The organism is Neisseriaceae bacterium (genome assembly GCA_016864895.1).
Classification (GTDB): domain Bacteria; phylum Pseudomonadota; class Gammaproteobacteria; order Burkholderiales; family Neisseriaceae; genus QFNR01.
The window spans coordinates 544,476-557,120 of record CP046107.1 but is presented as its reverse complement, the minus strand read 5'-3'; the positions used below and the strand labels follow the sequence as shown (position 1 = coordinate 557,120).

11 protein-coding genes and 1 tRNA gene are annotated in these 12,645 nt (G+C 32.4%); 3 read left to right on the top strand and 9 right to left on the bottom strand.

The window, feature by feature from the left end; all coding sequences use genetic code 11:
• Positions 1–154: 154 nt before the first annotated feature.
• The 4 genes from GKC53_02340 to GKC53_02325 form a co-directional block, all read right to left on the bottom strand.
• A complete protein-coding gene (locus GKC53_02340; protein QRN40994.1) occupies positions 155–1,363 on the bottom strand; it encodes an oxygen-independent coproporphyrinogen III oxidase-like protein in 1,209 nt (402 codons plus the stop codon).
• The gene (gene rdgB, locus GKC53_02335) at positions 1,344–1,964 is read right to left on the bottom strand and encodes an RdgB/HAM1 family non-canonical purine NTP pyrophosphatase (GenBank protein QRN40993.1); all 621 of its coding nucleotides are present in this window, start codon (positions 1,962–1,964) and stop codon (positions 1,344–1,346) included. The genes GKC53_02340 and rdgB overlap by 20 nt, the downstream gene beginning before the upstream one ends.
• Positions 1,965–2,207: 243 nt before the next feature.
• Positions 2,208–3,311 carry an outer membrane protein assembly factor BamC gene (gene bamC / locus GKC53_02330; GenBank protein ID QRN40992.1) on the bottom strand — a complete coding sequence of 368 codons (1,104 nt, stop codon included), beginning with the start codon at positions 3,309–3,311 and terminating at the stop codon, positions 2,208–2,210.
• A 25-nt stretch (positions 3,312–3,336) separates the two neighbouring features.
• Positions 3,337–4,218, bottom strand: coding sequence for a 4-hydroxy-tetrahydrodipicolinate synthase (locus GKC53_02325; protein QRN40991.1), 882 nt, complete (start codon positions 4,216–4,218; stop codon positions 3,337–3,339).
• 310 nt (positions 4,219–4,528) lie between these two features.
• On the opposite strand from GKC53_02325, the gene GKC53_02320 reads away from it, so the two are divergent.
• Both GKC53_02320 and GKC53_02315 read left to right on the top strand, forming a co-directional pair.
• Positions 4,529–5,110 (top strand): hypothetical protein, encoded by a 582-nt coding sequence (locus GKC53_02320; GenBank protein ID QRN40990.1) that lies wholly within the window; start codon positions 4,529–4,531, stop codon positions 5,108–5,110.
• Between the two features lie 102 nt (positions 5,111–5,212).
• A complete protein-coding gene (locus tag GKC53_02315; protein QRN40989.1) occupies positions 5,213–6,835 on the top strand; it encodes an ABC-F family ATPase in 1,623 nt (540 codons plus the stop codon).
• A 39-nt stretch (positions 6,836–6,874) separates the two neighbouring features.
• Here the strand turns inward: GKC53_02315 and panB are convergent, their stop codons facing one another.
• The 3 genes from panB to folK are packed head-to-tail and all read right to left on the bottom strand — an operon-like array spanning position 6,875 to position 8,839.
• Positions 6,875–7,663 (bottom strand): 3-methyl-2-oxobutanoate hydroxymethyltransferase, encoded by a 789-nt coding sequence (panB, locus tag GKC53_02310; protein QRN40988.1) that lies wholly within the window; start codon positions 7,661–7,663, stop codon positions 6,875–6,877.
• 2 nt (positions 7,664–7,665) lie between these two features.
• A complete protein-coding gene (locus GKC53_02305; GenBank protein QRN40987.1) occupies positions 7,666–8,301 on the bottom strand; it encodes a deoxynucleoside kinase in 636 nt (211 codons plus the stop codon).
• A 52-nt stretch (positions 8,302–8,353) separates the two neighbouring features.
• Positions 8,354–8,839, bottom strand: coding sequence for a 2-amino-4-hydroxy-6-hydroxymethyldihydropteridine diphosphokinase (folK, locus tag GKC53_02300; GenBank protein QRN40986.1), 486 nt, complete (start codon positions 8,837–8,839; stop codon positions 8,354–8,356).
• A 305-nt stretch (positions 8,840–9,144) separates the two neighbouring features.
• Between folK and GKC53_02295 the strand changes: the two genes are divergently transcribed.
• Positions 9,145–9,831: a hypothetical protein gene (locus GKC53_02295; GenBank protein ID QRN40985.1), complete on the top strand. Its 687-nt coding sequence runs from the start codon at positions 9,145–9,147 to the stop codon at positions 9,829–9,831.
• 583 nt (positions 9,832–10,414) lie between these two features.
• Here the strand turns inward: GKC53_02295 and GKC53_02290 are convergent.
• Positions 10,415–10,491 (bottom strand) — tRNA-Met (locus tag GKC53_02290).
• A 724-nt stretch (positions 10,492–11,215) separates the two neighbouring features.
• Positions 11,216–12,373 carry a class I SAM-dependent methyltransferase gene (locus tag GKC53_02285; GenBank protein ID QRN40984.1) on the bottom strand — a complete coding sequence of 386 codons (1,158 nt, stop codon included), beginning with the start codon at positions 12,371–12,373 and terminating at the stop codon, positions 11,216–11,218.
• Positions 12,374–12,645: the final 272 nt, after the last annotated feature.

Sequence of the window (12,645 nt, the reverse complement as noted above, 5' to 3'; positions counted from 1 at the left end):
TTTTAGAAATAGAAATTGATTAAAATGTTATCAATTTTGACCGATAATGCTAATCTTTTTAAAAATAAATGGCAAGATCAAAATAAAAATTTTTTTATAAAAAGATCTACCATTACATTTAAAACATCACTGCTGTCGTACTTGTGGACTGTGATCATTCATTATCAAAAAAAAGTTCGATTAGATTATTTAAAAAATTAATCCCCAAGGAAGTGGGTTTAAGAGAGTTATTTTTTATGGTGATTAAATTTTTAGATTGAGCCGATAATAGGGGTTGCTGTATACTCGTCAGGTTCAGTCCAGTTCTTTGTGTGTAGAGTTTGAGTTCAAAGCCGTCAATTAATCTTAAGGCATTCATCATAAATTCAGAGGCTAAATCTTCTTGGGGTATAGTTATCTGAAAGTTAGAAATAAAATTTTGCTCTTTAATTGATCGTATATAACTTTTAGGATTCTTTTTATGTTGAGTACGAATAATTTTATCGTGAAAGGTCAGTTTGCCATGAGCCCCAGCTCCAATGCCCAAATAATCACCAAAATACCAGTAGTTTAAATTATGTTGACATTGAAAATTTGGTTGAGAAAAAGCTGAGATTTCATAACGCTTATATTGATATTTATCCAGTGTGGTATGAATGATTTGTTCAATATCAGTAAGCTTTTCTTCACTAGGTATTTTAGGAGGTTGATGATAGAACCAGGTATTGGGTTCAATCGTTAATTGGTAGGCAGAAATATGTGGGATACCCGATTGTATAATTTTTTCAATGTCATATTGTGCTTCTTTGATAGTTTGTTGTGGTAAACCATACATTAAATCAGCATTAATATTATTAAAAATAGTTCTGGCTACATCTAGAGTATGTAATGCTTCACTTTGATTATGAATTCTTCCTAGGGTATGTAAATGATGATTGTTTAAACTTTGTATCCCTATAGATACTCGGTTAATCCCAGCATCGTAGTAAGCCTCAAAACGATCCTTAGATAATATACCCGGATTGGCTTCCATTGTGATTTCAGCATGAGGTTGTAGTCGAAGCAAGGCTCTTAACTGATTCATTAAATAATGCATACCTTGAGGAGAAATTAAGTTAGGGGTACCACCTCCTATGAAAATCGTATTAACGGCTCTTCCCCAGATTAAGGGGAGTTGTTGTTGTAAATCTAAGATAATTGATTCTAAATATATTTTCTCATCATGTTCAATCGATTGAGTAATAGTATGTGAGTTAAAATCACAATAAGGACATTTTTTAATACACCAAGGGTAATGGATGTATAAACTTAATGGCGGAGGAGTAGGGATATTAAGTTTATTTGAGGATTTGACTCTTTCAACCTCAATTGGGAAATATTTCATAAATTGAACTAAGCTTTTTAATTAGGTCATGAAATGCTTTGGCACGATGACTGTGTTTATTTTTCTCTTCAATCTCTAATTGAGCCACAGTCATGTTTTTTTCAGGCAAATAAAAATGAGGATCATAGCCAAAGCCATTATTCCCCATGGGTTTAGGAGACCACTCTCCCAGCCATTTTCCCTCAGCTACAATAGGAGCAGGATCTCGTTCATGAGTGATGAATATCAAACAGCAATAATAGTATACTGTTTTATCGTGTTCTGAACTTAAAAGGTGGGATAGTTTCTGATTATTCTTTTGATCAGATTTGTGTTGTGCATCAGCAAAACGAGCAGAATAAATTCCTGGAAAATTATTCAATGCAACAGAACAGATGCCGGAGTCATCAGCAATAGTGGGTAATCCACTTAACCGACTAGCGTGCCTAGCTTTTTGTAACGCATTTTCTATAAAAGTATAATAATCTTCTGTTGCTTCTTTAATTTCCAAACAATTTTGGGGAATAATTTTAGTTGGATAAGGTGAAAAAAGCTTTTCAAATTCTTGAATTTTTCCTTGATTATGGGTGGCTAATACAATGGTTGAAGGTAAGAGAGGCATATTCTATCCTCTCTTATATAGATAAGTAAGCGAAATTAGCTGACCAAGAATTGACAAAAGAGTCATGAAAGAGCAGACACCGACTAACCACTTAATGGATTGTATCCAAGACAAAATAGCTAATAAAACAAACATTATTACCAAAAAAGTAAAAATCACCAGACAAATCAAATAGTTCTTTTTTTTAGTCATCTCATTTAGTTGATTGGGTTGAGTATGGTACTAAGTATATATTCATCGTTCTTATCGTAATTCTAAATATAAACGATTAAGAATTACATCCTGTTTTGCATGAGGCCTTTTTTGATTATCATACACCCTTACCAAATCTTGATTTCCTTGAGGAGTAATGGTAACGTAAATTTTTTCACTAGTTTTACCTACTTTGGCTTTCTGTTTATTTCTACCAAAAATTTTATTTAAAAACCCATTTTCCTGTTTATCCATACTTTGATCTGGAGCAGGGGATACGACAATTGTATTGGTATTATTGCTATAGTCTAAAATATTTAAACCAATACGATCCAACGCTAATTTTAATCTGTATTTATTTCTATTGTGATCCCCTTTTAGAGTTAGTGAGTCTTGGTTAAGAGAGGCAAGTAAATTTTCTTTTACTTTATCTAACTCTTTAGCAACTGTATTTTTATCATAGCCCAATGAAAGCATATATCTGGCAAGAAACTGAGCTTCCAAATTGGTATCACTTGGTTTTGACACCCATTTAGTAGTCGTTCTATCATGCCCAGTGAAAACCTCTTCACGTTTTTGGTTGGTAAAAGTAACAATACTGCCACCGATCCCATCAGTTTCTACTCTGATAATAAATTTATCTCTGACAGAGGAAGAATAAACTGAACCTAAGCCGATGTTGGTTAAAAAATCACGAATGGGATCGCTTGGAATATCAGCTCTATTCTCTGCCCATTGTGTCTCCATAAAACCAGTAGATTTTTCTTCTTTACTGATAACAAATCCCATGTTTTGCCAGAAAGAATACAACGTTGACCATAGCTCAGTTGGTGTTTTATTTTCAATGACTAGCCATCTTTGATTCCCCGATCGTTCAATATGTACCCCTTCTACTCTTGGTAGTACTTGTCCACTTTTTGATAATTGATTTTTTTTATTGTACTCGGATGCTCTGATGGCACCATTAGGTAGTTGGTATTTATCTTCAACACTAATACCTGTAATGTCGGGGGGGATCACCAATCTGTCTGAAGCACTTTTAACACCAGGTGTTTCAAAATCTAACTGATTCCGGTTTGTGCTTCCACAAGCTGATAATAAAGTCATACTGGTCAAAAAAACAATTGGTTTCACAGAGCAATTTTTCAAAGACATGAACAAAATCCTACATTTAATGATATTAATTTTTAAAAAGATCAAAATGTTTTAATGCTTCAGACACAATCTTCTGCCCATTTGCAGAGAGTGCAATAATGGGTAGACGTGCTTGGTAATGACATTTCCCCATTTGATACAAAGCCCATTTAATAGCAGAAGGCGAAGGTTCGCAAAACAGGCACGGATAGATGACCTGTAATTGTTCATTTAGTTCTCGAGCAAGGGCAAAATCTTTGTCAATCGCAACACGGCACATCTGTGCAAATAATTTAGGAACTAAATTGGCACAGACAGTAATGACACCATGTCCGCCACTAAGTAAAAAACACATAGCAGTCGGATCATCACCTGAGTAAAGCAGGAAGTCACTCGGAGCTTTCTTAATTAGATCACAAGCCCGTTCGATATTACCTGTAGCATCTTTAACACCCACAATATTATCTAATTCTGCTAACCTTAGTACAGTGGTATTATGTAAGTCAGCTACAGTTCTACCTGGGACGTTGTATAAGATTATCGGAATATCAACAGCGTTAGCAATGGTTTTAAAATGTTGATACATGCCTTCTTGAGAGGGTTTATTGTAATATGGGACGACAGAAAGTGCGTAATCAGCACCAGCCAACTTAGCTTTCTCAGTTAAATGAATGGCTTCTTTAGTATTATTGGCTCCAGTACCAGCTACAATAGGTATACGCTTTTGTGCAGTATCAACAGCAAACTTGATAACTTGTGCATGTTCTTCGAAACTAAGTGTTGGAGATTCTCCAGTGGTACCGGCTATTACCAATGCATCTGTACCTTCCTTAATATGCCATTCAATTAAATTTGCAAAAGATTCATAATCAATTTCTGTATTTTCAAGCATGGGGGTCACCAGTGCTACCAAACTACCAGTTAACATAATTTTTTTCCTAGAATTTGTACAATTTGGTCAAGTTCAACCTCGATCAATTTTAGTTTGACTGAGTGATTTTGTAAAGAAATCTCTTGATTAAAATATAGATGTATTATATTTTTAGACCTATTCTTAAAAAAATATTTTTGGTGCTGTTATATTGAAAAATCTGTACGAACAGGCATTATTATTTATTTAGCTTAAAGTCTGTAAGTATAGAAACTGTTTGCTACTTTAGATTAATTTAACTTGTTGGTATTATTTCTTGAATATATATCCAAATCATGACCAGATTATGTGCAAAATGTGAGCTATAATGAAGCTGTCATGGATAGGGTATTTTGTGGTGATGGGGATTGTTATGCTAGTAAGTACAAGACGTATAATTTTGTCATTAGTTGTTGCTATATTACTTGTTTGCACAGGTGAGTACATTTTTTACAACCCAGTGTTTGTGCCTGTGCTTGTGAGAGTAATTGGTGTTTTGATGTTAGTTGCTGGTCTGTTATTAGTTGTAGCAGCAACACGTTTACCGTTATTGATAGTGTCGCGTAATAGCTGGATTGTGGATGGTGTTTTAATGATTATTATTGGAACTGTATTTGCTTTTACATCTGGTTCTATTTCTTTAGCTGTTTTAGTCTACACTTTGACTTTTTGGTTTATTTATACTTCTATTTTACAAATTTGGGTAGCCATTAAAGTACCAAAAGATTCAGAAACTAATTTAACTTGGGTGAACTGGTTAGTGATTGTTTTATCTGTAACAGTTATGGTATTAAGTATTTATGGATTGTTTGGCCATCCATTAACTCAGGAACTGCTATATGCAGTAATGGCTTTTCAATTTATTTTCTTAGGATTTATTAGATTCTTACATGCTTTTGTTCCAGAATAAAATTAATATTTATGGTTAGGTTGTGTATGTTGGGAGAGTGGTTTGCCACTCTCTATATTTTTTATATACGTTTATAATTTTATATGTTCAGTGGAGTCTATTTTGATAAGTACAAATAAGGTAACAATACAGTTCGGGGAAAAACCATTATTTGAAAATGTGTCTGTCAAATTTGGTGATGGTAATCGTTATGGTTTAATAGGTGCAAATGGTTCAGGTAAGTCTACTTTTATGAAAATTCTTGGAGGTGATTTAGAGCCAACGTCTGGTGAAGTCATCATTGAAAATGATTTAAGATTAGGGAAGTTAAGGCAAGATCAATTTTCTTATGAAGATGAGATAGTGTTAGATGTTGTATTAAAAGGTCATGAGGAAATGTGGAATGTGATGTCAGAGCGGGATGCCATATATATGGATTCAGAGGCAACTGAAGATGACTATATGAAAGCAGCTGACTTGGAAGTTAAGTTTGCAGAGTATGATGGTTATACAGCAGAGCCGCGTGCACAAGAATTATTAATAGGTGTTGGTATCCCTAAAGAACTACATCGAGTGAAAATGTCACAAGTGCCACCTGGTTTGAAATTGAGGGTACTTTTGGCTCAAGCTTTATTCTCTAAACCTGATATTCTACTTTTAGATGAGCCAACAAATAATTTGGATATTAATACAATTCGTTGGTTAGAAAATATATTAAGTGAATACGATTCGACTATGATTATCATTTCTCATGATAGACACTTTTTAAATGAGGTATGTACCCATATTGCAGATGTGGATTATGGGGAAATAAGGGTTTATACAGGGAATTATGATGATTATATGCTGGCGTCTACCCAGGCTCGAGAACGAGTGTTGAGAGATAATACGAAAGCAAAAGAGAGATTGCAGGAATTACAAGAGTTTGTAGCTAGATTTTCTGCTAATAAATCAAAAGCTAGACAAGCTACCTCACGTCTAAAGCAAGCAGATAAAATTAAACAGAATATGGTAGAAGTTAAACCTTCCAGTCGTCAAAACCCTTATATTAAATTCACTTATGATGAAAAATTGAAATTACATCGTTTGGCCTTGGAAGTTGAAAATTTGACTAAAGCTTATGATAAAGTTTTATTTAAAGATTTATCTTTAAAACTAGAAGCCGGAGAACGCTTGGCTATTATTGGTCCTAATGGTGCGGGTAAATCAACATTATTAAAGATTTTGGTTAATGTTTATGATGAAGCTTTAGAAAAAGTTCAAGCAGACTCAGGGGTAGTTAAGTGGGCAGAAAAAGTTCTTTTGGGTTATTATCCGCAAGATCATGAGAGTGAATTTGATGTAGATATGAATTTGACAGAATGGATGCGTCAATGGGGGCAGGAGGGAGATGATGAGCAAGTTATTCGCGGTACTTTGGGTCGTCTTTTATTTAGTGGCAATGAGGTTAATAAAAAAGTACAGGTACTTTCTGGTGGAGAAAAGGGGCGTATGCTCTATGGAAAATTACTTCTACAGAGGCCTAATGTTTTGGTGATGGATGAAGCGACCAATCATATGGATATGGAAAGTATTGAAAGTTTGAATATGGCGTTAGAGAGGTACCCAGGGACATTAATTTTTGTATCACATGACAGGCAATTTGTCAGTTCATTGGCGACTCAAATAATAGAGTTAGATGGTCAAGGTGGGTTTGAATACTATATGGGAGATTATGAAAGTTACCTCGATAAAAAGGGGAGTTAAAAAAGAACCAACTTAACTGGTTGGTTCTTTTAAGGAGTGTTATAAAAATGAATGCTCATCGTCTGGATAAGTCAAATTTTTAACTGCATTTATGTATGCTTTGATAGCCTCTTTTATGCTATTTTGCCCTTGCATGAAATCCTTAACAAATTTTGCTTTTTTGCCTAAATAAATGCCTAACATATCTTGCAAAACTAAGACTTGTCCATCACAGTGCACGCCAGCGCCAATCCCAATAGTTGGGCAGGAGACTTTCTCGGTAATTTTTCTAGCTAAATCTTTAGGGACACACTCCATTACCATTAGTGACACACCCGCTTGATCAAGTGTTGTAGCATCCTTAAGTAACTGTTTTGCAGAATCTCCTTTTCCTTGAACTTTATAGCCACCTATAGTATTGACTGACTGTGGTGTTAATCCGATATGAGCACAGACTGGAATACCTCTTTGTTGTAAAAAATGAATAGTTTCAGCTTGATATTCCCCGCCTTCTAACTTAACCATATTAGCGCCATTCTTCATTAATTCAGAAGCGGAAACAAATGCTTTTTCTTTGCTATATTCATAACTACCGAATGATAAGTCCGACAAAATTAGGGCATTATTCCTCCCTCTAGCAACACAACGCGTATGGTAGCACATATCTTCTAAGGTAACCGACAAGGTTGATGATCCGCCTTGCATGACCATGCCTAGAGAATCACCAACCAATAAAATCTCTACACCACAAGCATCTAATAGGCTAGAAAAACTAGCGTCATAGCAAGTTAGCATGGTTATTTTATTTTGATCTAATTTAGCTTGTTTTAATATATTTATTGTAATCATAGCTATTCATTTAAGTTAATATAATTTTTTTTACCTTGCAGATTATTCATGGTTTTAATTAATAAGTTAAAGTGATCTTGGTTATTAATAAAATCTAATTCATCTGTATTGGCAATGAGAACTGGAACTTCATCATATACGTAGAAAAATCTTTGATATTCATCAAATATTTTTTTGATAAAATTAGTAGGGTATACTCTACTTGAGCTGACTTTTCTTGCATCTAGGTTGGCGTAAATTTTCTCTAAAGAAGGCTCTAACAGAATAATCAAATCAGGTTTTATAATATTAGGCATGAGTTGATTTCTAATCTTCCAGTATAGATCTAGTTCATTATTTTCTAGTGTAACAGGTGCAAAGATTTTATCTTTTTCAATTAAGAAATCAGAAATAATAAGAGCATCGTTTTTCAATTCTTCATTTTTTATCTGTTCTAAAATACGTGATCTGTCTAATAAAGACTGTAACTGAGCAGCAAGAGCATGGTGTTTAATATTTAAGAAAAAAGGCATGAGAAAAGGATTTTTTTCTGGATTTTCCCGTATAAGACGACAATTAAAAAAGAAGGATAGTTTATCAGCTAGTTCTGTTTTTTTAGAACCAATACATCCCTCTATTACAATATAACGATAATTCATAATGATCTCAATAAGTCAATTATCTGTGTATTTAATTTTGATGACATAATACTTAAATACTTATTAGTTGTACACCGTCTTGATTGAGTTGACACTTTAATTCAAAGGCGGTTAAATTTTTTTTTAAAATATAGTTTGGTAGAATCTCAGCCAAAGGAATAATGACGAAGGCTCTTTCATGAGCTCTTTGGTGTGGCAGAGTTAAATCTTTAGTATTAATAGTTTGATGTTCAAAATCAATGATATCCAAATCAAGTGTTCTTGGGCCATTTTTAATATTTCTAATCCTTTTATGTTTAAGTTCAATTAATTGTAATTCTTTGAGTAACATATGAGGGTTGAGAGTGGTTTTAATTTCACATACGGCATTAACAAAGTTAGGTTGTTGCGTATAACCAACGGGAGTTGTTTCATAAAAAGATGAAACCTGAATTATTTGTGTTCCAGTTATCTGGGATATATTTTGCAGTGCTTCATTCAATATTTTAATACTATGCCCTATATTACTACCTAGCGCAATGATAGCTCGACTCATAATTTCTTACATATCAAATTTGGTTTATGATTATTTAGATTTCTGGTTTAAGTTTTAAATTTATCCTACCAAAACTAAAGAACCAAAAAATTTTATGCTAGCATAATTATTGTTGATAGGATAGAGCTGTGTTATAAGACTTTATCTTTAAATTAGCAAGAAAATATCTTATACATTTGAAAATTTGACGATATTTATGATTAATATCTGTGTATTTTTTTAAATTTATGCCTAAGGTATAAATGATTTTTTATTTTATTTAAATAAAAATATGTTTTTGTTAATAGATAAAATAGTAAGGACACAATATGTTATCGGATGAAGTGGTGTTAATATTACACGAATATGGTTTAGTCATTACTGAAGATATTTTTAATTATCTATGGGATCATGCAGAAATAGCGAATAGTTTTAATAATTATGTTTTATCTCATCAAGAAGAATCTTTAGTTCGTATACGCTTTTATTCTCTCAAAAGATCTTCTGATGATTATTTCATAGAAAGAAGTAAAAGAAAAATACAAGAACAAGCCTATCAACAATCTTTATCAATGTTGGATTGTAAGCAAGGAGTTTCTCTTGAATGTAATGCGAATATTCCTAAATTAATACATCATCGTTCGTCTGATTCTGAAGTATCTATGTTAAATCTAAACTTTAAATCAGATGCTATAGTGTCAAAATTTACTACACCTTCTGTGAAAATAGACCGAGCAACTGTGTATAGTAGAGATGTTTGGTCGAAACGGAGTAGCTTTTTGTCCGTACTGTCTGGGGTCAAAAATAGTAATAAATTAAAAGAGAAAATTAAACTGGTGATTTGCAATAACCCAACGATACCATTTGAAGATTTATTTAATCCTTTTCTAATTGATAAGTATACAAAAAAGTATGGTGAGGAGAGATATCTTAATGCATTAGATATCTTAAAAGAGGTGGATTGTAGAAAGCTATTTAATCCCATAGGATATTTTATAACGATTTTAGAAGAATAGTGTTTTGTCTATTAGTAGTCAACGACAATATTGTTTATATTATTTTGTAGTTCAATTGGATAACTTAAGCTCTCTTTATTGGTCATAGTCAATTTGTTTAGCATTACCAAGTAGCCTGGTTAATTATTTTTTATTTCAGGAGTTAATATTCATTAAGAAGGGCAAAAATGTGTTGCACATATTTTTAGGGTGTAATATTAAGTATCTGATTTTTTTTTTTATTATGTTAAAAGGTTGTAGTTTGATAATAGTAGAGATTAGGTATAGATATTGGTTATCTATTTAAATTTTATTTGTTAAAGCAACCAGCCTTTCTATTGTTTGATTGGTTTTTATGGCATGAAGATCTGACGAATTACTTTATATTTAATAAGTTGAAATAATGTGTTAGATGTATTTAGTCTGTAAAGGATAAGATCGGCTCTTTAAGTGAGAGAACATATTGTTACTGAGAAAATACTTGTATCAGTAAAATTTTATTCAGATAATTGGTTGATCAATAATCCAATTTATAAGCTTGCAAATGATAAACGGGTATTTTAGAAAGTTAATAAAATTGATTTGTAAACGTAAAGATTGAAAATGGTGGCGAATCAGGGATTCGAACCCCGGACACAAGGATTATGATTCCTCTGCTCTAACCGACTGAGCTAATTCGCCAACGAAAAAATTAGCTTTTTATTATAATAGTGTTCAGATATTTTATCAATAATTTTTTTAAAATTTGAGTTAGTATCATTTTAATTATTTAAAAATGTATGTTTATATATTTGAAGTTAGGTATGGTAAATTTTGTTTATATTTTATTCTAGGTTTGCTACTTATGTTTTTGGTTTCTTTTAGTAGTGAGTTACTGTTTATTTTGGACAAAAATATGAGTAGAGTAGAGGGTATTTATCTGTCTCTTTAATCCATTATTAGCTTTTATCTATAATGATGGTGTGGTTTAAAAATTAGCTGTTCAATTGTCAGTTATCTTTTGATATAAGTAGTAGTCGTGACAATTGTTTATTTCCATTTGCTTTTTTTCTCATTAATCTAAATTTTTTTAATTTATTAAAAAAATAAAAGTTAGTAGAGAAAGGTTTAAAGTAAATATTTACTTCAGTGATAGACTCCTAATACATATGGTAGGTTTAGTAGGGAAGGATGACTGTACTAGATATTTGGTTGGAGTGGTGGTGTAGTAGTATTGAGCATGGGTGCTAATTGTTTAAGATCTAATGTGTTGTTGGTGGAATTTGTAGCAGTAGGCTAACTCAATCTTTGGAAACTGAACTGATACATTTTCGTAACTATTGGATAATGGGAGAATACTCATTTTTGATTCCGATGTATATTATTGTTCATCATCAGGGGGGATGCTAATGTTTAAGCATAAAGTTTATAGTTTATGAGTCCAATCGCCAGAAATGAACCCTTGCCATTCGATATCTACGTTTTTGGCAAAAGCCATGACCTTAAAAAACTCTCCCATTTCTTGAGGGTTAATTAACAGTTGGCAAGCTTGACTAGCCTTTAAGTAGTTAGGATTAGTTGTATCAGCACTTAACTCACTAAGATGATCAATAATACCTAAATTCATCAAAAAAATACTTTGAGAAGTGTAGCCGATCAAATCAGTCTTGGTATTGACAATACTATCTGCAATAGTTGAAAAATTAATATGACAGGTGAGATCAATTAGCCCAGGATAAAAGAATGGATCAGAAATAGAGTGATGTTGATAATGCCCCATCATAGTCCCCATACTTCTTTGTGGATGGTAATATTGAGTAGCTTCAAAACCATAATCAATGAAAATAGCTGCTGCAGTCCCAATTTTTTGACATATAGTTTTAATAAAAGCCTTTTGTTGTAGGTGTAACTCAGTTTGATAAGGTTCGGGGCAATGGATTAAATACTCTTGTGCTTCATTGAGTAGGAGTTTTTGAGTTAAAGGGCGAGAACTTAAAGTCAATTCATTATTTGCGTCCAGGGAAACGCCCATTTCAAAAAAATTATTATCTTTTTTTTCAATTAGATTAAAAGGGATAGCATCCAACACTTCATTACCGATAATGACACCATTAAATTGCTCTGGTAAAGTAGATAAATGTTTTACTTTACCGAAATGCTGTGGTGCTCTACTTTGAATATTATTTGATTGTTGAGTGGATAAATTTTTTGAAATATCAATAATATAATAGTTCTCTACTAAGTGTGTGGGGATAAAATTTAATAAGTCAGTCGCTAGATTGCCAGTACCTGCACCAAATTCATAAATATTTTTTTGGGTATTTTTTAAAACATCAGCAATTTGTTGGGCTAAAGTTTTAGCAAAAATAGGGTGTAAGTTAGGCGCGGTTATAAAATCACCATGAATACCGATTTTTTCTTTATTATTTGAATAGTACCCCAGTGTAGGGAAATACAACACTGAATTAATATACTCGTGAAATGGTAAAAAACCATTTTTCTGTTTAATGTCAGAAATAATAACTTTGATTAATGCATCACTAATTTTCTTTTCTTCTAGTGAGGGAAGAGGTAGTTGGTGCATGCTTGTTATTCCTATATTTTTAAAGAGGTCTATTCTAAATATTTTTCTTGACAAAAGCGACTTTTATTTTTGATTCTCAAGAGAAAAACTAAGACAATCAATATAAATTTTATATCATTTGATTCTTGTAACTTTATTCTAATTTAATATTTTTAGAAATCATTTTTTTATATTTTTTTATTTTAAGGTTGCTCATTAATGAATTTTTTATTATATTGTGGGTGAAAGTGGGGTTAAGTAGGAGATTATGGAGTTTTTTCTACGAAGTGGGG

Excerpts from the sequence above, each read along its gene's own strand:
- rdgB (QRN40993.1), bottom strand. The coding sequence starts at position 1,964 with ATGCCTCTCTTACCTTCAACCATTGTATTAGCCACCCATAATCAAGGA.
- GKC53_02320 (QRN40990.1), top strand. The coding sequence starts at position 4,529 with ATGAAGCTGTCATGGATAGGGTATTTTGTGGTGATGGGGATTGTTATG.
- bamC (QRN40992.1), bottom strand. The coding sequence starts at position 3,311 with ATGTCTTTGAAAAATTGCTCTGTGAAACCAATTGTTTTTTTGACCAGT.
- GKC53_02340 (QRN40994.1), bottom strand. The coding sequence starts at position 1,363 with ATGAAATATTTCCCAATTGAGGTTGAAAGAGTCAAATCCTCAAATAAA.
- GKC53_02295 (QRN40985.1), top strand. The coding sequence starts at position 9,145 with ATGTTATCGGATGAAGTGGTGTTAATATTACACGAATATGGTTTAGTC.
- GKC53_02325 (QRN40991.1), bottom strand. The coding sequence starts at position 4,218 with ATGTTAACTGGTAGTTTGGTAGCACTGGTGACCCCCATGCTTGAAAAT.
- panB (QRN40988.1), bottom strand. The coding sequence starts at position 7,663 with ATGATTACAATAAATATATTAAAACAAGCTAAATTAGATCAAAATAAA.
- GKC53_02285 (QRN40984.1), bottom strand. The coding sequence starts at position 12,373 with ATGCACCAACTACCTCTTCCCTCACTAGAAGAAAAGAAAATTAGTGAT.
- GKC53_02305 (QRN40987.1), bottom strand. The coding sequence starts at position 8,301 with ATGAATTATCGTTATATTGTAATAGAGGGATGTATTGGTTCTAAAAAA.